This window comes from Leptospira interrogans (assembly GCF_900156205.1).
GTDB classification, from domain to species: domain Bacteria; phylum Spirochaetota; class Leptospiria; order Leptospirales; family Leptospiraceae; genus Leptospira; species Leptospira interrogans.
In genome coordinates, this window is sequence record NZ_FTNA01000010.1 from 89152 (window position 1) to 115207 (window position 26056).

General features: G+C 33.3%; 22 protein-coding genes. 8 read left to right on the forward strand and 14 right to left on the reverse strand.

The annotated features are described in order from the left end of the window. Window positions 1-86: 86 nt before the first annotated feature. From BW942_RS10275 to BW942_RS10285, 3 genes are all read left to right on the forward strand, one after another. Window positions 87-2063, forward strand: coding sequence for a beta-galactosidase (locus tag BW942_RS10275; protein WP_000575933.1), 1977 nt, complete (start codon window positions 87-89; stop codon window positions 2061-2063). A 611-nt stretch (window positions 2064-2674) separates the two neighbouring features. Continuing rightward, window positions 2675-3586, forward strand: a complete 912-nt coding sequence (locus tag BW942_RS10280; RefSeq protein ID WP_000420355.1) for an LIC_10030 family protein — start codon at window positions 2675-2677, stop codon at window positions 3584-3586. A 19-nt stretch (window positions 3587-3605) separates the two neighbouring features. After that, a complete protein-coding gene (locus BW942_RS10285; RefSeq protein ID WP_000400940.1) occupies window positions 3606-4454 on the forward strand; it encodes an inositol monophosphatase family protein in 849 nt (282 codons plus the stop codon). On the opposite strand, the gene BW942_RS10290 is transcribed toward BW942_RS10285, so the two are convergent. From BW942_RS10290 to fliG, 6 genes are all read right to left on the reverse strand, one after another. Next, a complete protein-coding gene (locus BW942_RS10290; RefSeq protein ID WP_000703334.1) occupies window positions 4451-4810 on the reverse strand; it encodes a c-type cytochrome in 360 nt (119 codons plus the stop codon). The two genes, BW942_RS10285 and BW942_RS10290, sit on opposite strands and share 4 nt — an antisense overlap. Window positions 4811-4813: 3 nt before the next feature. After that, the gene (locus tag BW942_RS10295) at window positions 4814-5518 is read right to left on the reverse strand and encodes a urate hydroxylase PuuD (protein WP_000348685.1); all 705 of its coding nucleotides are present in this window, start codon (window positions 5516-5518) and stop codon (window positions 4814-4816) included. A gap of 224 nt (window positions 5519-5742) precedes the next feature. Next, window positions 5743-6945, reverse strand: a complete 1203-nt coding sequence (locus BW942_RS10300; RefSeq protein WP_000781311.1) for an LIC10025 family lipoprotein — start codon at window positions 6943-6945, stop codon at window positions 5743-5745. Continuing rightward, entirely contained in the window at window positions 6917-7474 is a 558-nt protein-coding gene (locus BW942_RS10305; RefSeq protein WP_001210323.1) for a hypothetical protein, read from the reverse strand. The genes BW942_RS10300 and BW942_RS10305 overlap by 29 nt, the downstream gene beginning before the upstream one ends. A 688-nt stretch (window positions 7475-8162) precedes the next feature. Next, window positions 8163-10439 (reverse strand): adenylate/guanylate cyclase domain-containing protein, encoded by a 2277-nt coding sequence (locus tag BW942_RS10310; protein ID WP_000620271.1) that lies wholly within the window; start codon window positions 10437-10439, stop codon window positions 8163-8165. Window positions 10440-10503: 64 nt separating this feature from the next. After that, window positions 10504-11517: a flagellar motor switch protein FliG gene (fliG, locus tag BW942_RS10315; protein WP_000932791.1), complete on the reverse strand. Its 1014-nt coding sequence runs from the start codon at window positions 11515-11517 to the stop codon at window positions 10504-10506. Window positions 11518-12617: 1100 nt separating this feature from the next. On the opposite strand from fliG, the gene BW942_RS10320 reads away from it, so the two are divergent. Further along, window positions 12618-12974, forward strand: a complete 357-nt coding sequence (locus tag BW942_RS10320; protein WP_001971937.1) for an arsenate reductase family protein — start codon at window positions 12618-12620, stop codon at window positions 12972-12974. 829 nt (window positions 12975-13803) lie between these two features. Here BW942_RS10320 and BW942_RS10325 read toward each other — a convergent pair. The 5 genes from BW942_RS10325 to BW942_RS10345 form a co-directional block, all read right to left on the reverse strand. Continuing rightward, the gene (locus BW942_RS10325) at window positions 13804-15486 is read right to left on the reverse strand and encodes an FG-GAP-like repeat-containing protein (protein WP_000808720.1); all 1683 of its coding nucleotides are present in this window, start codon (window positions 15484-15486) and stop codon (window positions 13804-13806) included. 489 nt (window positions 15487-15975) lie between these two features. Beyond that, the gene (locus BW942_RS10330) at window positions 15976-16584 is read right to left on the reverse strand and encodes an L-threonylcarbamoyladenylate synthase (protein WP_000603802.1); all 609 of its coding nucleotides are present in this window, start codon (window positions 16582-16584) and stop codon (window positions 15976-15978) included. Window positions 16585-16599: 15 nt separating this feature from the next. After that, on the reverse strand, window positions 16600-17343 hold the full coding sequence (locus BW942_RS10335) for an SDR family NAD(P)-dependent oxidoreductase (protein WP_000998676.1): 744 nt from the start codon (window positions 17341-17343) through the stop codon (window positions 16600-16602). A 4-nt stretch (window positions 17344-17347) separates the two neighbouring features. Further along, the gene (locus tag BW942_RS10340; RefSeq protein ID WP_001015338.1) at window positions 17348-17851 is read right to left on the reverse strand and encodes a hypothetical protein; all 504 of its coding nucleotides are present in this window, start codon (window positions 17849-17851) and stop codon (window positions 17348-17350) included. A 144-nt stretch (window positions 17852-17995) separates the two neighbouring features. After that, window positions 17996-18892, reverse strand: coding sequence for a hypothetical protein (locus BW942_RS10345; protein WP_000662440.1), 897 nt, complete (start codon window positions 18890-18892; stop codon window positions 17996-17998). A 60-nt stretch (window positions 18893-18952) separates the two neighbouring features. On the opposite strand from BW942_RS10345, the gene BW942_RS10350 reads away from it, so the two are divergent. Further along, window positions 18953-19516, forward strand: coding sequence for a nucleoside triphosphate pyrophosphatase (locus BW942_RS10350; protein ID WP_000636518.1), 564 nt, complete (start codon window positions 18953-18955; stop codon window positions 19514-19516). On the opposite strand, the gene BW942_RS10355 is transcribed toward BW942_RS10350, so the two are convergent. After that, a complete protein-coding gene (locus tag BW942_RS10355) occupies window positions 19507-19722 on the reverse strand; it encodes a hypothetical protein (RefSeq protein WP_001027464.1) in 216 nt (71 codons plus the stop codon). The two genes, BW942_RS10350 and BW942_RS10355, sit on opposite strands and share 10 nt — an antisense overlap. 572 nt (window positions 19723-20294) lie before the next feature. Here BW942_RS10355 and holA point away from each other — a divergent pair. After that, entirely contained in the window at window positions 20295-21383 is a 1089-nt protein-coding gene (holA, locus tag BW942_RS10360) for a DNA polymerase III subunit delta (RefSeq protein ID WP_000212007.1), read from the forward strand. On the opposite strand, the gene BW942_RS10365 is transcribed toward holA, so the two are convergent. Together BW942_RS10365 and BW942_RS10370 are read right to left on the reverse strand one after the other, a co-directional pair. Beyond that, window positions 21325-22218 carry a transcriptional regulator gene (locus BW942_RS10365; protein ID WP_001083576.1) on the reverse strand — a complete coding sequence of 298 codons (894 nt, stop codon included), beginning with the start codon at window positions 22216-22218 and terminating at the stop codon, window positions 21325-21327. The two genes, holA and BW942_RS10365, sit on opposite strands and share 59 nt — an antisense overlap. 21 nt (window positions 22219-22239) lie before the next feature. Further along, window positions 22240-23787: an LIC10012 family protein gene (locus BW942_RS10370; RefSeq protein ID WP_000945708.1), complete on the reverse strand. Its 1548-nt coding sequence runs from the start codon at window positions 23785-23787 to the stop codon at window positions 22240-22242. A gap of 138 nt (window positions 23788-23925) precedes the next feature. Here BW942_RS10370 and BW942_RS10375 point away from each other — a divergent pair, with 138 nt between their 5' ends. Next, complete coding sequence (locus BW942_RS10375) at window positions 23926-24486, forward strand: lipoprotein LipL21 (protein WP_000610519.1); 561 nt, start codon at window positions 23926-23928, stop codon at window positions 24484-24486. A gap of 434 nt (window positions 24487-24920) precedes the next feature. Next, on the forward strand, window positions 24921-25898 hold the full coding sequence (locus tag BW942_RS10380; RefSeq protein WP_000215618.1) for a hypothetical protein: 978 nt from the start codon (window positions 24921-24923) through the stop codon (window positions 25896-25898). Window positions 25899-26056: the final 158 nt, after the last annotated feature.

Sequence of the window (26056 nt, forward strand, 5' to 3'; positions counted from 1 at the left end):
TTATTTTAAACAACCCAGAAGAACGGTTTTCTTTGTTTTCAGATTCGCCCTTTAATTAAATTTCTTTCGAAAGAAAGGAGAACGAAATGATATTCGGAGCCGATTACTATCCGGAACAATGGACTCGAAAAGATTGGGAAGAAGACATCTCTATTATGAAAGAAATGGGTTTGAGTTCGATTCGTCTTGCGGAGTTTGCTTGGGCGATGATGGAACCTAAAGAAGGGAAATACGATTTTTCTTTTTTTGATCATATTCTAAGTTTAATCCAAAAAAACGAAATGACCGCGATTTTAGGAACCCCCACGGCAACCTTTCCTCCTTGGCTTGCTAAAAAATTTCCAGACATAATCCAGGAAAGAGATGGAATTCAAAGGACAATTGGCACCAGAAGACAGGCTTGTTTTTCTTCACCTAACTATAGAAAGGCGGTGATAAAAATTGTGACCGCAATGGCTAAACATTTTGGAAATCATCCTGTGGTAATTGGTTGGCAAATCGATAACGAAATCGGGCATGAAGGTTCTGATATAGATCATTCTCAAACATCTCTAAAAGCTTTTCGAATTTGGTTAAAAAATAAATATAAAACGATTCAAAACTTAAATGAAACTTGGGGAAATGTTTTTTGGGGAATGATTTTTAATTCTTTTGAAGAAATTCCGATTCCTGGTCGACACGTTGCGAGCAATTTTCATCCTTCTTTGATCCAAGACTTTTATCGATTTCATTCAGATACAATCATCGATTTCGTAAAACTTCAGGCACAAATTCTTAGAAAATTTTCAGTCGGAAGACCTCTCACTACTAACCTCTATCCTTCTCCATTTTTACCGATTATTGACATGGCAGAGTTGGCCACCTATTTAGATTATATTTCTTGGGACAATTATCCTACTTGGGGAGAACAAGAAGCTCCATTTCCTCATCCGTTCATCTCTGCGATGCAACAATACAACCGAGGTTTAAAAAATCTTCCGTTTACTGTTATGGAACAAATTTCTGGTTTTCAAGGACACGACCTACTTGGTTATCTTCCGGCTCCCGGACAAACCAAACTTTGGATGAAACATTCTATTGCACACGGTTCAAATGCGATTTATTTTTTCAGATATAGAACCGCGCGTTTCGGTCAAGAACAACTTTGTTACGGGATTTTAGATCACGATAAAAAAAAGACAGAACGTTATTACGAACTTCAAAAAGGAATCCAAGAAATTGAAAAATACACGGAGGATTTTACAGAAGAATTATTTCCGGCTGAGGTTGCTCTCGTACACGACATAGAAAATGCTAGAAATTGGAAACACCAGCCTATTTCCACCGGATTAAAATTCTCACCTGTTCCTTGGTCTCAAGTTGGTTATGATATTGAAATGGCTACTTGGTTTTCTGGCATGAACGTGTTAAACGTTAACACTCATTTCCGTCCCGCTTCTAAAATCGATTTTAAAGATTATAAAATTATAATACTTCCAATGTATACAATGGTTAACGAAACAGTTTTTAAACGTTTGGAAGAATTTGTAAGAGAAGGTGGAACTTTAGTTTTAGGTTTTAGAACTGGAGCCAAAGATTTAAACGGATGGATGTATGATTCTCAAATTCCGGGACCATTTGCAGAAATGGCTGGGATTAAAATTCGAAAGTTTGAATCGGTAGGCAATCAAAAGGTCAAGTTTCGTTTTCGTTTTTTTCCGGGAACTTGTTCTAAAATTTGTGAAATTTTAGAACCTACCACAGCGGAAGTTTGGGCTCGTTATACAGATGGAAAAAAATTCTACAAAGGAAGTCCCGTAATCACTGCAAATAATTATCATAAAGGAAAAGTCATTTACGTAGGATCTTCTTTAGAACCCTTAAGTTTTGTTCTTCTTTATAGACGTATTTTAAAAGAAGCAAAAATTCCATTCATCTTCTACGGACCCAATGTTGAGAAAATTTTTAGATCGGGAAGAAAACAAAATTATGAAATCTTTATTAATCATTCCGGAAAGAAAAGTCTTGCAGGTTTAAAAATTTTAGATCCTTATGAAGTTAGAATTCTTTCTAAAAAGAAATGAAATTTAAGCGGAAATTGTAGGAACTCCGCGTCCATTTATATTCATATAACTTGAATTAACGTGAAACAGTCGATGCAGGAGAACTCAACAGAGCACTTTCAAACTCAGCGTCTCGCTTCCTGAATGCCTATCCTAAGAAAGACATTCGCTGAGTTTTGTGGGTCGCTCAATACATCGCGTTCTATATTAGAGTTATTGAAAAATTCATAGTGGAAATTAACAAAACTGCTTTAATGTTCGTTTCAATGTAACGGAAGTAGATGGAGAATTAATTTTTCAACAACTCTAATAAATTGTAACCAAAGACGATATATTGTATCATGTTTTTTTCATACAATTTATTGACCAGAGTTGAGGTCTGGTCCAGATTTTCTTACACAGAACTTACATTACAATAGGAAAATTATAAAATGAATTTTTAATTTTTGCGAAGATCCCTAAAACAGTAATTTTACGCAAAAACTGAATTAAAGGATGACTCTTTTTTGGATTCTATAAATTTATAATGTGTTTTAACATACATTCTATTTTATGATAAAAATTTTTTTAGATCAAAAAAACTTATGAGAATTTATCATGTCGTTTAACAAAATGAAACAGGTGTAAATCCATTGGAACTGATTCAAATTGAAGAATTAAATAAAATTCTCTCATCCATATCTGGACAAAATCGTCCTCATGAAATTTTTGTAGATAATTTACATACTGCATTTTTAGAATTTGAAGAAAATTTTATTCTTCCATCTACTTCGGTTTACGAAATCGACTTTTCAGCTGCAAAAGAATTTCTTTTACAAGCAGAACAACTCATTCCAGAATTAATCCAAGGATGTAATGTACTTCCAATTCCTAAGCCCAAAAAAAACTCGAATCAACTTTTTTTGGTAAAAGAGATCCATTTTTCCGAAGAAAACCAAAATAAAAAATTCATCTTTGTAGTAAGCTTTATACTTACGTATTTAGGTGGCGCTCCAAATTCGATGATCGTCAAACAACCTGTACAGGGCAAAACGGCGGCAGTTAGAACTCGGAGAATTTACTTTTTGGCAAGAATTCTTCCTTTAGAATCTCTCGAATTTCAGAATGACGTCTTGGTAGATTTTTTAACCAGAAGATATAAAGAGACAGAATTCATGATAGATGTTGATTCCGTTTCTTCTTATAACAAATCACAACATACTTATTCTGAACTTTTCGACGACGTAGATTACTCTAAACAAATTTCTATGATTCATTCAATTTTAAACATCAACAAAGAAATTTGGAAACCAGGTAAGGTTTTTGAACCGATCGATGTAGAACTTCATACGATCAGTTCCAGGTTTTTAGAAAGTTCTCAAGAAAGAATTTTTAATCAATTTGAAACCTTCCGGCATTTGATTGATCTTTTATTGTCGCCGGAAAGCATGACCATAAATTTGATGAACCAGGAACCTTTGCACGAATGGCTTCATTCCTTCGAAACGGAAAGAGGTATAACTCCTTCCGGAAATATGCTTTGGAAAATCCTAAAACGAAAGTAATCTTTTTGAAGAGAAACCTATGGAACATCCGCTTGCCCCTCCCATTGATTTTCCGTTAGAGGAAGTCAAACGTAGGATCAAATCCGTTCAATCCGTATCCGGTATTTTTATTGAATCAGCTCTGAAACTTCAGAAAGATCTAAAAACTTTCTCTTTCTCGACTGAAATCGAAGAAAGAGATCAGATTCATAAAGCGGATGAAATGATGGGAAAGTTTATCGTAGAATATTTAAGACAAAATTTTCCTTCCGATTCTATTCTTTCCGAAGACCACTACAAACACGAAGGAAATAATTCCTTTCGTTGGGTTTTAGACCCGATCGATGGATCAATGAATTTTGTAAGAGGAATTCCACTTTATTGCGTTTCCATTGGACTCGAACACAGAGAATCCCCAGTTGCCGGAGTTGTATTCGCTCCGGGACTCAGTACAAAATATTCCGCAATCCTATCTCAAGGTGCATTTAAAAACGGACTTAGAATCGACGTCTCTAACACCGAATCCCTTGCTCGTGCAATGTTAGTTCCAAGTTTTCCAACAAATAGAAAAGAAATATTAAACGAAGTCATTTCCGATATAACCGCGTTTATCAGTTGCGGCAGATCGATGAGAAGAACCGGTTCTTTTGTTTTAGATACTTGTTGGGTCGCAGAAGGGCTATTAGACGGTATCTGGGAAAAAGGAGTCAAACTTTGGGACACCGCAGCCAGCTCCGTCATTTTGATGGAAGCCGGTGGCAAATTAACCGATTTTAATGGAAAACATTTTCTTTCCGGTAATTCCGAGGTAGTCGTATCCAACGGAAAGGTTCATTCTCAGATTGTAGATATTATGAGAAATGTTCGGGACTCCATAGGGAGAAATTAAGGCGTATTCAAAAACGTTTCTATACTACGAATCTGTTCGTCGTTTAGAGGAAGTCTATTCATAACTTTGCTCGTACGTTTAGGAATATAACCAGGAGGATACGTTCCTTCTACAATCCTCGCTTTTAATAATTCAAAATTTGATCCTCTAATCGCCGGCCCAACCGCACCATCTAAAGCGGGATTTTGATTGTGACAAGAGGAACAATTTGTAATGTATAATCCTTTCCCTTGAGAAATCATTTTTTGTTCTGGAGAAAGATTTTCGTCTTCTTTACAATTTGCTAAAATAAGAATCGAAAAAATACAAACAGTCAAAAGGCGGGAAAACCCGCCCCGATTTTTACTGATTTTCATGAATTAAAGAAGAGCCTCAAGTAAAACGTAGATAATTAAACAAAGAATAAATCCGGAAGTAATTACACCCTTAACGGTTTTGATCGGTTTAAAACTAGCGCTTTCCGGTGTTGCGGTTAACGCGTTGATTTCTACGATTGCAAGAATTCCTAAAATCACTCCCAAAAACGTATGAGCTTCCGCGCTAGTTACATCAAAAGAAATAGAAAGATTTCTTGCAGCTCCCATCAAAAATAACATAGGGATAGAAAGTAAAGTATTTGTCCTAGAAGCTAAAAGACCTCTTGCAGCACGAGGAGCCGGATTTTCCGTAGTTTCTCCCTTTGCAGATGCAATCACTACTTTTTGCGCAGGCCAAATCACAAACCAAACGTTAAACCACATCAAAGAACCGAGCAATCCCCCGCCGAGAATTATCGCAAGCCATTGGCCACTGGAAAGAGTAGCTCCGTTTATAATTTGATGAATGATCATACACCAGCCGCTAAGGAAAGTGAACATCGCACCCCAACGAAACCACCAAAGAACTCTTGGAACCAATTGTTGAGTGGCTTTTTTCTTTGTATCTGCGTCGGTTTCTGCAAAGAAAGAACCTTGTACAAAGTTAATGTACCAAAGTAACCCGATCCATGCAACACCTGCAAGAAAATGGATCCATTTAAAAATAAAATACAAGCCTTGACTTGTAAAAAGAGCGATTCCGTCCATAGTACCTCCAATTCATCGATTGAATTATGATTTTGTGTTCTAGAAAATAAGAGAACACTAAAATAAGTCCCGGAACTTAGACTCTCAGTCAAGCACTTTAGAAAGATTCTACAATCTATGATCAAAATCCTCTTCTTGTTAAAAAAGAAAACCGTAAAGCGGAATCAATAATTTCTGAAATAGATTTTTTTAAGTAAAAACAAACCTACTTCTCAAAATGGATTTCAATATAAATCTTCAATTAAAGTTTCCTGTAATATATCCCAAAAAGAAGGTTGATCGTCTTTTTCATCAGAAGAACGAAACGGCGAAAAACGGTCTCTAAAAATTTCAGCTTGTGATTTCAAAATTACTTTCATATTTTTTCCATTTCGAAACGATTCGGATTCAAATTTATTACCTCCTTTACCTTCACTTCCTTTTACAAGAAGAGTAAAATATTGATCAAAGTATTCTTCCATATTTCCAGGAATAAACCAATCTACCATTCCGGGTGGAAAAATTTTCAAAAACCGTCCGCTGATTTTCTTTTCCGGTAATTTAGAAAATTCCCCAGTAACTTTTTCATAATTTTTAGAGGAATAAAAACGAAGCGTATATCCTAAATTTCTAATATCTATTTTGAGTCCATAAACTTGAATGAATAATGAAATACGAATATGAAGAATTTCTGGCTTACTCCAATAACCAGCAAAAGTATCTGGAATTTTTAAAAAAGTTTTTGTTCCTTCGTTATAAAGTTCTATTCCACTTAAAAATTCTCCTGTTTTAAAGATTGTAATTTTATAAGAAACTTGATTGAGAAGTTTATCAAACCGTTTGTAAAACTGAGGATAAATAGCTTTGGTAGATTCATCTAACTCATAAAGAAGCCAAGAAAAATTTTCTCCTCTTCCGGAATTACAATGAGAAACAGAACAAAGATAACGATGTGTATTTGAAATCGTAGTCAGTTTTGAGGAATGATCAAAATCGGAACGAAGAAAATTTTGAAAACGATCTATATGATGGAAAAAATCTAAATAACTGTAAAAAGGAAGAATCGTAACCGTTTTACGTTTCATTTGAAACGTATTTTGATCTCGGAACGACGTCGGAAAATATTCCACATGAATTTGATACGGAACATCTTCCGGAATTTTTTCAGTTGTCAGAACGTTTTTAAATCCTTGGCTAGTTTTTTGAAGATAAAAATCGATTGAAAGAATATTATCTTTTTCTTGTAGAAGAAATTCATCCTTGGAAGTCAAATTTCCAAATAAGGCATTTCGAATTCCTCCATTTGGATATTCCTTAAGAATACTTTTCTGATATGAAAGATATTCTCTCCAATAAGCCGCTTGCTGCGGTTTCTTTTCCACACAATTAAAAAAAAGAATAAAAACACAGATTCCAATTTTACTTTTTTTGTTTACGTACAATTTCATACAAAAAGTCCACGGTTTGATCATCCACTTCTTTATAATAAGATTCGAATATTTGTTTTTTACTTCGGGAAAAAATTCTCAACCAGGAAACGTTAGGCCGAATCCCAGAAGACAAAACTCCTTTTGTATCCAATAAAATCGATTCATAATTCTTCGATTTATTTTCATCGATATAAACTTGAATCGCATTTGGAGCGTTTCTAAGATCTACAAACGCGATAAATTCCACAAAGTCTTCGGACTCGTCGATCAGGTTCTGCATTCTCCAATAAATTTTTCTTCCGTGCTTTCTACATAGAACTATATCCATGTAAGAACATCCTAAAAGAAAAACCATTTTTCCTTTTAAGTTTTTTGAATTTAAAACCTTGTTTCTTTGATCCTTAAGTTGAAAATCGGGAAGATCTGAGGAAAAAATCGAAACCGCAGATAAAAGACAAATTATAAAAAGGACTTTCTTAAACAGTAAAACTTGAAAACGAATAAAAAAATTAAATCGAAGTTTTATTTTTATTATAAAAAATCTCATTATTATGAATAAAATTGTTGAAAAATTAATTCTCCATCTGTTTCTATTTTATGTAAATCGGCAATTGAAGCAGTTTTGTTAATCGCCATTATGGAATTTTTCAACAACTCTAATATACATAAAAATAATATTACAGAATTTTTTAAAAAATTATAATATAGGATTTTTTTCATAAAAGCTATAAACTCTGGAATAAGTTCACTGTCTGTAAGAAGTTTTATAAAAACCCTACTTTTATTTTTTATACACCTTTATAGCAATATAAAAACTTAGAGTATATTCTAAAACTATTATGTTTTTTAGTAAACTGCCAATACTAAATTATTTATAAAAACTTCTATAAAATCCAAAAAACGATCTTGCTCAAAACTATAACGAGTATTTCATACTTAAACAAGACTTTACTATAAAATTTACATTAGAGTTATTGAAAAACTAATTCTCCATCTTGTTTCTGTTTTATGGAATAGTCGATTGAAGCAGTTTGTGTTAATCACCTTTATTGAATTTTATAAGATCAATAATCTCCCTTCATAACCATTTTAAAAACATTTGAGATTGTTTTAAATTATTTGCTTTTTAAAATTTTATTTCGTTTAGAATCTTATAAGGGTTTTAATTCAAACTTTCTGTGTTATTGAAAAGATTTTTATGTATCTCTGATAATTTCTAATAAAACAAACCTTTTCTACTTTGTCTGAAACCTAAAAACTCCATCCCAATTCTCATCTGGGGGTTTGGAAGAATATAGTTTACAACGTTTTAAATAAATCATAGAAATAAAATCTTTTGGTTCTTCTCGATAGAGTTGTCTAAAAATTTTAGCGGCTTCGTCAAACCTCTTGGATTTATATTCTAAAATTCCTTGAGACAATAACTCTAAAGTTTTCAGTTTAAATTCCTTGATTGATTCGGGATCGGATTCGATTACCTCATAAATATCCACGGCTTGATCTCTTTCTTTTAGAATAACCGAATCGATCATACGTATTCCTATTTCACTCATTCTATGAAGTCTAAGATACGTATGATGGGAAATTAATATTTTACTTTTGTAAAGTGCCGTAAGAGATCGAAGTCCAGATGAAAGATCAACTGCATCCCCAATTACAGTTGTATCGATTCTTCTTTCACTTCCTACGGTTCCTAAAATCACAGAACCGGTATTGATCCCAATGCCGATCTCTAAGTTCCAAAAAGATGGTATCAAAAAATTTTTTACTAATTTTCCAGATCGGATCGCATTTACCATTTTGATTGCTGATTCCACCGCGTTGTCTGCAGAATTGAAATTTTCTTTTGCTGCTCTTTCGTCGTAGTCTCCAAAAAGTGCAAGTATCTCATTTCCTATATATTTATCTACAAAACCAGTGGTTTTATAAACCAATTCTTCCATTTCGCTTAAATAAGAATTTAAAAACGTAATTGTTTGATTTAATGGAACTGTTTTAGAAAGACTTGCAAAATTTCGAATACAAGAAGTCAAAACAGTCATTGATTTTTCTTTACTATCGCCGACCGAAATCGATATGGGAGATTCTCTATCTATAATTCTAATAAAATCCACAGGAACAAATCGATAAAAAGCTTCTTTCTGATCGATAAGATATTTATTTAAAAGCTGAGCGTCTTTGTAAAGTTGAACGTATCTTAGAACTAATGTGCTGGCGATTGATATGATAAAAAATAAATAAACAAGCTTAAAAAAAGTAGAATGATACTTTGCATTTTCAAAAACCGAGCCGTATAATTCCCAAGTAGAAAAAACAATACATACGCAAATCCCCACCAATATTTTACGTGCATCTTGTTTCTTTTTTCTTACGGTTTGAATCGAAAAAAATAAAATATAAACTGAAAAACAAATCGCCAAAATTTGACAAATTTTAAAGGCGATATGCACCCAAGAAAATGGAACGGTTAAAAACGCAAAAAACAACCCGATCAAAAAAATTACAAAAAAAGAAGCAATCACACTCCCTTTTTCTTTTGGAGAGAAATAATCCTTTAAAAAATAATAGAAAGAAGGAAAAATCAGAGTCAAAGAAGAATACTGCATCCTAAAAAAAAGAGAACTGTCTAGTTCCGGATTTGGATTTACGAATTTTTGAAAGATCAAATTGGAAGAAGAAAAAAAATAAACCGAAGAAAAAAACGAGAACAATCCGAAATAGAGATAATATAAATCTTTTCTTCGAATAAAGTAAAAATAAATATGATAAATTCCGAATATAGTATAAATTCCATATAACAACAAATCCCAATATTCAAAGGTAGATTCATAAATTTGTTCTAAAGATAAAATTTTATATCCTTTTGAATGATAAAATCCGAAATGTTCATTTGGAATATAATGTGTAAAATCGGATTCTCCGATCATATATATTAAAATTGTATTTTTCCCTTCTTTTAAAACCCCAGATGGAATTGGTAAAATTACGGATTTTAAAGATCTTCGAACCGAAGGAATTAAATCTCCGGTATCGGTTTGTTTTAGAAATTTTTCTTTTCGAATTGGTATTCCGTTGAGATAAAGTTCCCAGTTTTCTCCCAGATCTGGGAAATAAATTGCAGTCGGTTGTTTTAAAAATGTTAGAAATATTGAATCCGAATGAATAGAAAATTCTACTTTTACGGTTACATCGTGAAATCCAGATTGTTTCGGTATGGAAAAAAGAAAATTGAAGTTAACGGGAAAGCGTGTAATTAATTTCCAATTTTTAAAATCTTTTGATTCTTTTTCCCTAGAATTCGTTTCAATATTCAGTTTTTCTTTTTTGTTTTTTAGAAAAGATTTCTGAACATTTGACTTTTCTAATCTATCTTTTAAATGATTTCCTAAACTAGCAGTCCATTCCGCTTGTGTTATTAGATCTAAATTTTGAAAACGATCGGAATCAGATACACAAGAACATAAAATCCAAAAGACTAATATGTATGCAAAAGTTCTAATAAGCCGAATCATTCAATCGGGTTCCATTCAAAAAATTTGAAGTGAAAAATGGTTTTTCAAAAACGAATCGATAAAATCACATAACGAGTTCGTCTTCACCGGCACGAGCCACGACGATTTCACCTGCATCTTCGAGTTTACGTATAATATTAACAATTTTCTGCTGAGCGTCTTCCACGTCTTTAATTCGAATCGGACCCATAAAATCCATGTCTTCACGAAGTAAGTTCGCAGCTCGTTTAGACATGTTTTTAAAAATCTTCTCTTGAACTTCTGTATCAACTGACTTCAAGGCTTTTGCAAGATCCGAATTATCCACTTCTCGCATTACCTTTTGGATCGCTCTGTCATCCAAAAGAACTATATCTTCAAATACGAACATTCTTTTTTTGATTTCTTCCGCAAGTTCGGGATCTTCTTCTTCCAGAGCTTCAATAATAGTCTTTTCCGTTCCCCGATCGACTAAGTTTAGAATCTCAACTACGGAATCAATACCACCCGCAGAAGTATAATCTTCAGAAGCCAGAGTAGAAAGTTTTCTTTCCAAAACTCTTTCCACTTCCCGAAGTACGTCCGGACTGACTCGGTCCATCGTTGCAATTCGTTTTGCAACTTCCGCCTGAATCGTATGAGGTAAGTTAGAAAGAATATTAGAAGCCTTTTGAGGATCCAAATAAGAAAGAATCAACGCGATCGTCTGAGGGTGCTCATTTTGGATAAAGTTTAATAAATGTTGCGGGTCAGTTCTTCGGATAAAGTCAAACGGTCTGACTTGCAAAGAAGAAGTAAGTCTATTGATAATATCAATCGCCTTTTGATTTCCGAGCGCTTTTTCCAAAAGGCCGCGAGCAAAATCAATCCCTCCGTTAGAGATGAATTCTTGAGCCATCATTAGCTCATTGAATTCTACTAAAACTTTTTCTTTGTCTTCGGGAGTAATCTTATCGAGTCGTGCGATTTCGAACGTAATTTGTTCGATCTCATCCTCACGTAGGTGTTTGAAAATCTCGGAAGACACTTCACTTCCGACCGCAATTAGAAAAACTGCGGCTTTTTGTCTTCCGGTTAGGTTTGTTTTCTTATTCAACACGCCCGAAGCTTCCCGTAAGAATCCTATCGGTTAAAATCATTCATTTCAACGAAAAGATTTTTAGGCCCGAGAAAGAAAATTCTCTTCTTTTAAGCGTTCCTTTCTGACCGGTTTTGTCGAGAAGTTGGAATCGATTGAATCTCAAAATTTTCTTTTTCAATACTTGATAAGAGTAATAACGTGTTTATAATTTTATGGCTTCTATCGCTTAATTCATTCGAAAACTGTCTCAAAGTTTTATAATTAATTATCTTTGAGTCCCCAACAAAAAGTATGAGTTCCTACAAAAACCGTCAACATTGTGTGACTTACGGCCCTTTAACATTGTAGTTTTTGTATGAGTTCCCACATTTTAACCATTTATCTGTAAAACATAGATCCGAATAGGGAAATCCTACAAATTTACTGATGCCTGCATAATAGATTAACTTGAATTTATAAATGAATTACCGTTTAGAAGCTAGATTTTTGATAATCTATTACACAATTCTCAATAGGTCTTTAAACAGATTTTCTGTTACTATAAATTTCTGATAATAGTTCCTACATTTTCAAAAACCAACTGTAAAATCTGAATTTGTGGTAGTTCCCACATCTTATTTTTTACGGAAAAGTTAGGTTTTATAATATGAATTTCTTGTATCTAATTCATATTATTTAAGAAATTTTTAGATTAATTGTTTTCGAATTTCTCTTAATTAAATTAGTTTAGTATAATATACTGTTCTAAAGTATAATTTAACTTTTTCCATCTTTTATTGAATAACTAGAGTTATTGAAAAATTAATTCTCCATCTGTTTCCATTATATTGAAATGGGCAATTGAAGTAGTTTTGCTAATCTCCACTATAGAATTTTTCAAAAACTCTATTGTAAATTACGCCAATAATCAAAATTGTCTGTCTTGAAAAGTATTTTGCAAATTAAACCAGTCTAAAAACTCTCACCAACTTTTGAAAAATAGATATACAACAACGAAAATATTTCTGAATATAATTTATTATTTAAAAAAGCATAATCCTAATAAATTTAGTAAATTTGAATGAAGAGAAACTTGACCAAAATAAAAACGAAAAAACTATCAGAATTGGAGAATGATTTTGAAATTGAAAGTTTACGAATATAAAAATTGTTCTACTTGCAGAAACGCACTTAAATTCCTTTCCGGAAAAAAAGTGAAATTGGAAATTTTACCAATTCGCGAAACTCCTCCTAAAAAGTCAGAACTCAAAACAATGCTTCAATATTTAGGTAATGAATCTAAAAAATTATTCAACACTTCTGGTAATGATTATAAAGAATTAGGTCTTAAGGATAAACTAAGTTCCTTATCTCTCGAAGAACAATTGGATCTACTATCCAAAAACGGAAACTTAGTCAAACGGCCTTTTGTTTTAGGAGAAGGTTTCGGATTTGTAGGTTTTAAAGAAGAGGAATGGAAAAAGTGGATTTCATGAGAATAATAGTAGTACCACCCATAATCTAATTTGCAATTATTCAAATCAAAAGAATCTTATTTATATTACCTATTAGCATTTTGTTATTATCCTGCGTTTCTAGACTCAGGAGACCTGAATTATCCGGAACAATCATGGAATATGATAAAAATCCAATTGAGGGATGTGCGGTAGGAAAAACATCTACCGATAAAAATGGGAAATTTAGCTTAAGTGAGTTAGAATATGAATTTTTAGAGTTAAATAGAAAATAATTTATAATTTTTCATCTATTTACTACTAACTATTTCATGGCTCTACTTTAGAATTTTATGATATAATGAACGTGAGTTCGTAGAGAAATCCGTTTTATTTTAGGTCAATTCTTTCCTAAAAAACAAATGTGGGAACTCTCACAAATTGTGGATTTACCAGTTAAACTTTAAAAATTCTGGGAACTACTATGAGATACAAAAAGAATCATCATCTAATCAGATTTTTGAACAAAACCTCTGTTTTGCGGCTGTCATCAAAATTTAAATCTCATTTTAACATGAGTTCGGTTGAGAAAAAATTTTCTAAAAGTATGAGTTCCTACAATTTTAAAATTTCTTCGTAAAATCGTGATTTGTGAGAGTTCCCACATCATTTTACAAACAAACCTAAATTTTGTGGTAGTTCCCACACTTGAATACTACAGATTCAATTGTTATAAACTTCTATTTTATAAATTATGGGAGTTCCCACATTTGAAGAATCGATCTGTAGAATTCGGATTCTAATTTTTTCAGAATCATGAGTTCCTTATGCCGAACTCATGTAATTAATTCTAAATAAAACAAGATTCCAATCATAAATCCACGGAAGTCCCAAACGTTCCGTTTACATCTGGTTCGACGAAAATTTGTGGGGCCGAAGTATATCCGTCCAATCCGTTTGATATATAAAGGTAAACGTTTCCAACATTTGTTCCACCTACGGAACTAGGAGCTCCCACAAGAACGTCACTTAAACCGTCACCGTTAATATCTACCGAAGCAATTGAATTTCCCATATCTCCTAAATTCACTGGAACCGTTAGAAGATTTAAAGGGTTCACAGTTAAACCCATTGTATCACCCGTAGTTAAATGAGTAATCGCATAACCTTGATTTGGAAACGTAGAAGTGTAAGAATAACCTCCGGTAAGAAGATCTAAAAATCCATCACCGTTTACATCTCCAGTTGCCACAGAAGTTCCAGTTTGTGACCCAACCAATCCTGAAATTGGACCGTTGGCGGTATTCACAAGAATTCCTAAATTAGATAAATATAAATGTACTCTTCCAACGCCGCCCGATTCTTGATAAGCCCCCACAAATAAATCCGCAAATCCATCCCGGTTTATATCGGTAGCAATTGCTGAATTTGCATACCATTCGTTTGCAGTCGATCCCGTAATTGTTTGAGAATAAGCAGCAAAAGCCCCTGCTGCTTGCGCAAGATAAATAAAAGAAGCGCCGACCTGTCCAGAACCGACCGCTCCTATAATCGCATCCGATTTACCATCTCCATTAATATCACCTAACGTAATGGCATATCCGTAAAATGCAGCACTACCTGCATTTCCAGGATTGTTCAATTGTTGACCAAACGTAACACCTTGCCCCATAACTCCATTTGAAAAATAAGAATAAACACGCCCAATATTTCCTACGTCATAAGGTACACCAATCAAAACGTCTGAAAATCCGTCTCCGTTTATATCTCCTACATCCACATTCAATAAACCACCAACACCAATAGGGATATAATTAATCGCCGTTGTCGAAAGCCCACCGATTGATCCTAAATAAATAGCGAATGTATTTGTTGCACTTCCTACAACTGCATCGGCGTATCCATCTCCATCGATGTCGCCTAACTTGACGGAATAACCAAATCCACCTGCCCCATTTAGTAAAGTGACCGGAACCAAATCTAAACCCTTTGCTTTCCCAAGAGAAAGATAAGCCCTAACTCGATTTGCAGCTTGAGAACCAATCAATGCATCTGGATAACCGTCGCCGTTAATATCCTTGTTTGAACCTTTTTGAACAGTGATTGTAATCGGAATAGAATTTGATTCCTTAGAAGTAGATCGAACCGAAATTGTATGTAAACTCCAGTCTCTCCAAATTCCACTTGAAGGAATTGTAGTAGAAACACCTGCGGCAGGAAGTTGAAATTTCCACTGATTGCCAGAAGTTTGAGCGTCCATAAATGGACCCGAATCTAAAGAAATTTGAACTCCGGAAGCAGACTCATCCATTTCACCAATTAAAAATCCTGTATTCAAAGTACTTTTTGATTTTATGTTGAGAATCGTAGGGGGAGGCAACTGAACCGACGTGTGCATACCGCAAATACTCGTTTTGCCGGAAGTTAAAATAAAATTTAAGAACAAAGATTTATAAAAAAGAGAAGTACTCGTATCGCACGGATTTTCCGTGGGCTTGACAGAACAATTTTGAAAGAGTAGAAATACACACAGTAAAAATAAAAATTGTTTCATGACTCTTCCGGATACTTTTTCACATCTAAAAACAAAAGCCTTAGATAGAAGAGACGAAGCCGTATTTCATTTTAATCAGTTTTGAACAATGATTTTTAGAAATTTATTTTTTTGCAATGTGCTTGATAAAAATTAATGATACTTTCGTTAAATTCAACAAACATTTCTCTAAATTTCAATCATAGAATACATCGTAGCTTTTTATGATTGTGTAAATGCAAGGCCCTATTCTCTAAACAGTATTTAGAAAATTTATTAGTGAGGTCAAAATTTAAAAAAACATTTTGCAAACTCATTCAGATGTGTTAATTCCCACAAATTGTGTTTCGTTTTCATCAAAGTTGTTCAAAAATTCCATAGTGACCGATTAACAAAACTGCTTCAATTACCGGTTTCCATAAAATAGAAACAGATGGAGAAGTAATTTTTCAACAATTCTATTATATAGTTATCAGTAAAACGATTATAAAAATTTTAATCCGACATCAATTATAAAAGTTCAAATCCCTTACCTTCTCTTATAATTGTAATTTCATCTCCAGTTAGATCTAAGATTGTAGAAAGTTCCACTTTTAAAATTCCTCCGTCTACAATCCCTTCTACACGAGATCCGTATATTTTTTCTAAAGAATCGACCTCGATGATAAATTCATCATTAGCAAAAACGGAAGTAGAAGTCAACGGATTAGGATGAATTTTCATTAACTCTTGTAAATAAATTGCATCCGGAATTCGAATTCCGATTTGTTTTTCTTTCTGATTAGAAAAAGAAACCCTTGGAAGATGTTTATTAGCGCTCGTAATAAAAGTAAAAGGACCCGGTGTGATTTTTTTCATCAATCGAAATGCATCATTCGAAAGATGTTCTATATAATTGGAAGCAATCGAAATACTTGGACAAATCAAAGAGAGAGGTTGATTTTTAGAAATATTTTTCAGTTCATATAATTTTTCAACACCCAGTTTAGATTGAGAGTCTGCCAACAAAGCATAAACCGTATCCGTCGGAAATATATAAATTTTACCTTGAGACAACTGATCCGAAATCTGTTGTAACTTTCTTTTTTCAGGATTGATGGAATGAAGAGAAAGAATCATTAAAAGTTAGACTGTTTAAAGTCCTGCGGTGATTCCTCCGTCTACTACAATCGTTTGTCCTGTTACATAAGAAGATGCGTCGCTGGCAAAAAAAATCGCTGCCCCTACTAAATCTTCTGGTTTTCCAAGCCTTCCCATCGGAATCGCATTAGTCATTTGTTCTAAAACATCAGGCTTTTCCTTAATCATCTCCGTCATATCCGTATCGATAAAGCCAGGACAAATTGCATTCACTCTATAACCGGAACCAATCCATTCGACTGCAAGAGCACGAGTCATATTGATCACGGCACCTTTGGTCCCAGAATAAACGGAAGCTAATTTTGTTCCTCTCATTCCTAAAATAGATGCAATATTGATAATATTCCCGCCTTTCTTTTTATGAATCTTGTAATAAGCAGTACAAGCTCTAAATACTCCCGTAAAATTCGTTTGGATGATAGATTCAATTTCATCTTCTTTTAAAAAAGCCGCGGGTTTATTAGAAGCAATTCCGGCGTTATTTACAAGGACGTCTAACCTTCCATGTTCTTTGACAATAGATTCAATAATTGGAGTCATTACATCCGGTTGACGAATATCCGCGGCAAAACCTTTAATTCCGGAACCGTCAAACTTCTTAATTGATTCTTGAGAAGAACCGGTTCCATAAACAATGGCTCCTGCGTTTTTAAAACCTTCTGCAAAATATCTTCCAATTCCTCGAGTAGAACCGGTTACTAAAACCGTTTTATTCTTTACGTTAAATAAATCGTTCAATGGATCACTCCCGGTTGTATTGTTGTTTTACTGGATAACAAGGACGAATATCTTCGATAGATTCCGATCCATTTGCGATAGAGGGTTTTTTTCCTCGTTCCGTATCGAAAACACGAATTAGTTTACGTGGATCGATTCGAATATTTTTTCCGAAGTCTGCATTTGTGTCTTTTGATTTTTCTTTTTTGGATTTTTTTTCGGAATACGGATCGAAAACTTCCGTATCTTTTTCTTCTTTTTCAATCGTTAGATCATCCGCAAGAACTTCCCGATCGATATAATGAGTTCCATCCTTTTCATAAGTATTATGCAGTGGATCACAATCAAACATATCGATTTTAGCAACAACGTATTCACAAAAAAGAAGATATTCTTTACAAAAATATTGAAAACTAGATTCTTTAATACGATCAAAACTACCTCTTCTACAAGAAGGAAAAATCAATAAAATTAAAAAACAAATCCAAAGTTTTTTGTAGAATATCTTAATATTCAAAAAATGATTCATAGAAATCTAAACCTTTTGTTTTTTCTTCTTTTAATATATTAGAGTTATTGAAAAATTAACTTTCTTTTGTTTCTTATTCATTAAAAGTGAACAGATAATACCGTTTTACTAATGTTAGATATGAAATTTTCAACAACCATAATATTAAGGTTTTATCTTATTTTCACTGCTATTATTTTGTGTTGAATCTTGATTTTTGATTTCATTTTTAGATTGGTTTTTTTCAGCAGAAATTCCCAATCTCCATTCGTAAGATTTTAAAGTTTTGGTTTTTTCTTTTTTTCGATTCGCTTCCGCTTCCGTATTTAAGCGACCTTCCGCGTCGTCCCAATATAACAATTCTTCAGGTTTTAGATAATCCGAATCCAGAATTTTATTTTTGGAAACTTTATCCGAAAGAGAAAGAGCGGAATCCTCATTTTTTCCGAGTAAAATTTTAGTTTGATAAAGCGAAAGAAGCGCCTGTCTTTGATAATATAAAGCCGAGGTTTTATCTCCTTTTTCTAACTCTTGAGCAGAAGCCTTGGACGTTTCACCGAAACGAATATAATATTTTTCTAATACAGGTAAAATAGAACGATTTTTATTTTTTTCGTCTAACCGAATGGTTACGATCAAAGGTGCTAATTCCTGACTCAATTGAGTCGTTTTACTTTCGTAGTCTTTTCGAATTGATTCTTCAAACGAAATAATAGATTTAAAAATATTTTCAAACGCGATTGTAGCGTTTCCGTATTCTGCTTTGATGTACAAGGTTTCAGCTTGTCCGTAATCGTTTGCAAGTTTATCTAGTTCTTGTTTTTTACCAAAATTGAGAAGAGAAACTCGGATTCCTTTTAATCCAAGATACGCTTTTTTTCGAACCGATTCTAATTTACCTATTTCTATCAATTCCCGATCGGATTGTGTTTTTTGTTTTTCTTTAGGATCTTTAGATTCATTTGAAACGGCTTGTGAAAAAATAGATACATTCCAAATCAGTACCAAAACACAAAATATATATCCGATCTGATCTCGCTGAGTTAATGGATTCTCTTTCATCTCTATCAATATCGGCAGGAAAACGAATGCAAGGCAAGGCTTTTCTTAGACTATGGATTTATGATTGTACTTAGATCCAAATCTCCACGTAGAAAGCAAATTTTAGAATCCTTGGATCTTGATTTTAGAATCGAATCAGAAGATATAGACGAAAGTTCTTTGAAAGACGAGCATCCTTTGGAATATTTAAAAAGGATCTCCTTATCTAAGTTAGGCACAAGATCCAAAGATGAACTTTTAATATCTTGTGATACGATTGTGGTCCAAGAAAATTCAATCCTACAAAAACCAGAGAATTTTTCGCAAGCAATAGAAATGCTTGAGAGATTATCAGGAAAAACTCACATTGTTTATTCTGGATTAGGAATTTATTATAACAGATTGGAACAATTTGCATTCGATTCTTCTAAAGTTCATTTCCATACTTGGAACAAGGAACAAATTAAAAAATACATCGAAAGATATTCTCCCTTTGATAAAGCAGGAAGTTATGGAGTTCAAGATATAGAAGGTCCGGTTCAATCTTTCGAAGGATCTTATACAAATATATTAGGTTTTCCGATTCGAATGTTTTTTCAGTACCACGAACTTTGGAAAAAATATTTAAAAGGAAATCAAGCGTAGAAATCGATTAGGCTTCCACGTGTAGTAGGCAAAGTTTCTTTTGATGGAGTAGAAAAATTTGTTCCACGAGTATTTGTGTCTGAATTAAAATCTTCACGACGAATGGGTTCCACAGCATACACTTTTCCTCCCATACGAGCAGGACTTACATACGTCAAAGCTTCGTTTGGAAAAGAAATCCTCTGGACTCCGGAACTGATATTCATAATCTAATCTTCGGAGACTTTATTTTATATCTTAAGGACTTGTTTTAAAAAAAGAGCCTATGAATTTTATTTAGGCAAATTTTAAGATAACGCAAGCTCGGTATAATGCGAAAGGGATCGATGCGAGGTTAATAAATTGAAACTTAAGGCGAAATATTGTATTACGTTCCCTGTATACAATTTATTGACCAGGGCTGAGAGCCCGGTCCGGCTGCCAATGGCAAGCCGGATTTTGCCCAATTTTCTTATATCGAACTTACGTTAAGATAGGATTTATATGAGTTTCTATTTTCGAGAAAAATTTAGATCCGATAAAGAATTGATAAAATTCTAAAACAGAGTTGTTAAAAAATGAATTCTCCATCCGTTTCTATTACATTGAAATGGACAATTGAGGTAATTTTGCTAATTTTCCACTACAAAATTTTTCAAAACTCTAAAGAACTTATAAATTAAATTTTTAACTAAGCAATGATCGCAAAACAACGGTTTCCTGTAGAAATTCAAAATTATTTTTTTGAATTTAATAGAAACTTTCTAAAACGATCTTTATACTTTTAAGAAAAAATAGAATGGCAACTAAAACTAAAGAATATAAAAATTCCATAGAATTCTTAAATGATTGGAATCAAAAATTACCTCAAATTGTTTTTGTAGCAGCCAAAGAATCTTACGAATTCGAAATTCTAGCAGAGAAATACAAAGACTCAATCCGAAAAACGGGGGAATCCCACGAAATTGTAATCTTTGTATCAGAACCAGGAGACTTTGAAAGATTTCAATCCGAAGCCTTTAACTTGGATATTTTCTCTAATAGAAAATTATTTATCATCAAATCGGGACTCGAATTTTTTAAACCAATATCCACCGGAAAAGGAAAGAATAACGAATCCTTACAAAAACAATTTTCAAACTTTCCGGATTCGATCCAACTTTTGATTCATTACAATCACTGGGAAGTTCCAAATAAAGTACTTCAAATTTTTGGTGGAAAAGCAAACCTCATCAAAACTAAAAATTTTTATCCAAACGAAACCCGTGGCGGACTTTTACAAGCTTGCAAAGAAATCGGAGTTCAACTCGACGAAGATGCAATAGATGAATTCCTTCACAAAATTCCTCCGTCTATGGGTGCATATCTTCAATCTCTTTCTAAACTGAAACTTTATCTTTCAAAAAAAATTTTTACCAAACAAGATATAGAAGATGTTTTACTGTTCAGTGGAGAATTCAATTCTTCCGGTTTAGTAGATTTTTTCATGGAATCAGATCGGATTCGTTTTTTTAAGGAATTGAAAAAATTTCAAAGTGGGAAAGATTCTTTGCTTTTGTTTTTTTCAATTTTAAAAGAAAAAATAGATCAACTTCGAAAATACAAAATTATTTCCAAAAAATACGAAACTTCTCTTTCTGACGAAGAACTCTATGAATTTCTGGGAATTCAATCCTATAGTCCTGCGAGAAAAAATTTTGTTCGTAACCGTCTTAAAAAAGAAGCGACCTTTTTTTCGGATAAAACAATTGGAGAACTTTATGATTTTCTAATAGATATGAATATTCGAATCAAAACCAACTCGGAAAAAGAAGAATCTCTATTTTATTTTAAACGTCGGATGGAAGATTTTTTCCTTCAACTTCGTCGGAAAGACCGAATTCTATAATCTTTCTATAAATCGTTCTTTCCGAAATCCCGAGTATTTTAGCGGCTTTTTCCCGATTTCCGTTTACAAGAATTAAATTCTTTTTGATAATCTCCCTTTCATAATCTCTCAAAGGAATTCCGGTTTTCACTTCGATAAATTCAGAATACACGTACGAAGTTTCGAACATCTGAGGTGGAAGATGTTTTACGTCCAAAATACGAACCGCAAACAAGGAAATCATACTTTCCAACAAATTTCTCAGTTGTCTAATGTTCCCAGGAAAATCATAATTTAGTAAAATATGATATAATTTCTCACTCAGCCGAATTTCTTTTCGTTTATATTTATCCGAAAGAATTTCTAAAAAATGTTTAATCAGAAGAGGAATATCTTCCTTTCTTTCTCTAAGATCCGGAAGGTCTAATCTAAAATTAGAAATTTCAAAATAGAGAGATTCTAAAATCTGACCGGCTTCTAATTTTTGTTTCCACTCTTTACCAGAAATAAAAACAAAACGAGAATTGTTTTGATTTTCGCGGATTCTTTTTAATAGATAAGCTTGGTTTTCTTTTGGAAAATTTGGAAAGTCCTTAAAAAGAAAATATACATTATCTTTGACCGAAAGTGCCGATTCTAAACTTCTCTGATTTTCGTGATGATCAGAATCTATAATAAATATTTGTGGATTTGTACCAGACAAACTTGCAATTAAATTGGAAACAAAAGTTTTACCGCTACCTGGACCTCCTGTAACAAATAACGGCAGATTACTCTGGGACAAAGATTTCAGTCGATTGAATATCTTAATCGAATTCGAAGCGTTGCCAATAAAAATATGTTCTTCAGAATTCAATTGAAGAGTCCTTTGTAAAGATTATAATCCTTTGACCTGTAAAACTCTACCTCGGATTATACATTCAAAGGAACTTTTATTTGTATTCTGAAAGTAATTTCTTACTTGGATAGGAGTACATTCTAAAATCTGAGATGGAGAAATTTTATAGTTTTCCGTTAGATTTGCAACATTCACAACACCGTCCACTGAATTTGCAGACGGAACATACCTTGTTTGATACTGAACTTGCTCGTCCACTTGTGGAATTTTCATTCCTTGCGGAAGAAAAATCCAATAAGCTTTTTCACCTGATTTTACTAAAACTTCCGTTTCATTTCCTTCTCTAAACTCATCCTTTAATAAAACCCCGGAAAGTAAAAAGGTAAGATTTGTTTGTAAAGTGTCGGAAGTAAAAATTTTATCACCCGTTAATTCAGAATATATTTCCATAAAATTCAAGGGATTGATTGATTCCGATTCCATATACTTACCCGAGTAGGATACTTTGTTAAGCGAGGATTCATCTATAGCTTGATTAGGAGACACGTTGGAATATGTAAAATAAATTTGTCTTCCCCGAAATATTAAAGTTTTTGAATCTTTAGTTGTACTAATTTTTCTAAAATATGTTATATCAAATAAATTTCCTTTGGGAAAAATTCCCTTATAATATCTTGTTTGAGACGCAGAAAAGTACGACGCTGTAAATAATAAAACCCGGTAACCAGAAGTTTGCAGATTCTGAATCGAAGAAGCTAAAGCAGGATTAGGGATTTTTCCTTTTGCGTTTGTAAGAATAACCACTTCTTGAGACTTAGAAACAGAACCAACTAACGATCGTTTTATGTTAAGTAACGCCTCTGATAAATCGTCCAGGTTAGATTTACCGAACGACTTTAAACTTCCAATTTGAGTTCTCAATTCCGCTAAAGAACTCGCTTTTGGAAGGATAGAAATTTTTCCTTCGGAAAAAGTTACGATTCTAATCCCAGTTAAAGAATCCCAAGAAGTATTTTTAACAAATCGAACCCATTCTTCTCTTTCTCTTTGAAAAGAAGGAGATAAATCGATTACGAAAATCAATTCTCTTGAACTCTGATTTGATACTGAAGCGATAGTTTGTCTTTTTTTAAAAGGAATCCAGGGGAAAGAACGTTCCGTCATAGAACGCATTAAAATGAAAAGATCGGATTTTTCTGAAAGGTGAAATTCTTCCAATCGTCTTTGAGAACAATCGTATAAAGTTCGATCAAGGGTAATATTGTTTTGAAAGCCAAGTTCATCCCGAACTAAAAAGTCTGTTGATAATTCGGAACAAATTTTGAGAAAATCTTCTTTTGCAAAGTGAGAGTTTTTGAACTTATTAAAAATTTCTTTATCTCTAACTTTTTCAGTGGTATCTACTCTCGCCCTTAGTAACAAGTTTGCATAAAAAGCCCCAAATTTAGAAATCTCTTGGGATCTGTCGTCGATTCTTTCTAAAGTTACAGGCAACCTTCCATCCATTTTTCCAGGAAGAAAAGTTATACTCGTAGAAAATATCGGGTGAGTCACCAAACAGAAGAAAAAAAATAAATTTCTCAGCATGTAGAACTTAGTATGATCCAAATGAATTCTTAGTTTTAATATGGGAAATCTTGGATTCAAAGCAACTCATTAAAAAATGTGTTGCACAAACTCGGTAAAGTATTAGCTTTTTTCATTTAGTAGATCAAGGAGAAAATAATGATCAATAGACTTATAGCTCTATCTTTAGCAACAATGATTTTTGCAGCTTGTTCCAGTACTGACACAGGACAAAAAGACGCAACTACTGTAGGTGATGGTGGATGGACTTTTGAAGGATGGGGTGGACCTCCAGAGCAAAGAAACGACGGAAAAACACCAAGAGATACAAATCCAAAAGACTGGTACTATATTAAATTTTCTTCCAGAGCATCTGGAAAAGCAGTTGCTAAGAAAAGTCAAGCGATGATGCAATCCACATGTCGCGAAGCTTCCAGACTTCAAGGCGCATCTGATGTAGTGAAAAAAATGGTTGGGGAAACAGTAGAATCTGCATCTGGAGTTTCTGATGGTGAAGCTACTGCATCTGTAATCGTTTCTCAATCTCAAGGTGTTGTAAAAGGAGTTGGTGTTTACGAATGTAAAGCAACCGGTTCCGGATCCGATCCGAAAGACGTTTCTAAAGACAACTGGGAAGAATGTCAGTGTGTAATTTACGCAAAATTTCCAGGTGGTAAGGATGCTCTCGTAGCAAAAGCTCAAGAGGTTTCCAAACAATAATTCGTTTTATTGAAGAGCTACGATATATTTACAAACCCCGCGTTTTATGCGGGGTTTTTTATTTGAAGTTTGTGGTTTAAAATCTATTTTTTTATATTCAAAATTTTTATTTTATTATCTATTTTAATATTTTATAAAAAGTAGTTTTATACGTTTTTTTAAATCAAAAAAACATTCTTTGAATTAAAGTAAGTTCAGTATAACAAATACGAAAGTCATTCTATGTTGAGTCTGCATCACAACCATAGAGACGTTGAGTTTAAAGAGTTGTTGTATTGAGTTTTTTCATTCGCCAAAATTTTCTCTACGTTAATTATCAATCTCACAAAAATCCGTTTACATACAAAATTGAAACACTATAAAATTGATCAGAATCAGTTTCTAAATTTAAAAATTACGAAGTAAAAATTTTGTCTTATAATTTTGATAAAAATATGACTGTGTTCAAATTCGTTTTACTTGTTTCCTCATTTTTTTTGCTGAGTTCTTTATCTCAGTGTACAACAATATTGCTTAGAGATTATCAAGAAAGTGCCAAGATATACGGTTTTTATTACTACTTTTATGAAGGATTTAAAGATACCTCAGGCAAACCCGGCGCAACAATCATAGAAAGTCCTGATGATTGGTTTGATTCAAATAAAATCTTTCAATACTGTGCAAACAATCCACTGTCATCTTTGGAAGCGAATCTTGATAAAGATTATTCGTATGAAATACAACGTCGTAAAAAAGACGAAATCTGTAAAAAACTCGGCAATTCTACCGAAAGTAATCTAATAATCGAAGCTAACGGAAATTTATTGCTCTTTGATTTAGGAACAAAAATAGCTGTTACCTCCGGACATCATCAACATTCTAGTATATCTCCACTTGACCTTGTCATATACAGAGGTCCTCCACTTCGAAAATCGATCCAAAACATAAAAGCCGCATGGATTTCCAAAGATTCGATTTGTCTTGAAGATTCATCGAAAAAAATTGTATCATTAGATTGTTCTCATACAGAAGGTAACGGAGACTTTGAACGCAGAGTGTGTTTTCAAACGTCTGCGGATTGTTCCAATAAAACACTCGCACCACTCCATCTATCTTCGATTCCCCGTTCTGCTCCTACTTACTTTTTAAAAGAAAGATGTTACGGAAAAGTAAATGAATGTAATAATGTCTCGATTGCGGTATGGTTTCCGGGACAACACGCTTCTAACAAATCGCAAATCATAGAAATTGAAATAGGTAAATTTTCGGAACAAATGATCATGTCCAAGACGATCCCATACGTTATGAGTTACGGTTTATACCCGGTCACAATTGTCTGGGACGTAATCACTTTTCCTTTTCAAATTGCGGCTTTTATTATTTTTTTCAATGATTTCAGTTTTTGGGGTTATGTTCCTCCGGGAAAGAAATAACGTGAATTCGGCGCAAGAAAGAATTTTCAAAAGTATAAGTTTCTACAATTTCAGGATTTGTTCGTAAAACCGCGATTTGCAAGTAGTTCCTACATTTTACAGACAAATCTAAATTTTGTGTGAGTTCCCACATTTGAATACTATAGATTCAATTCTTA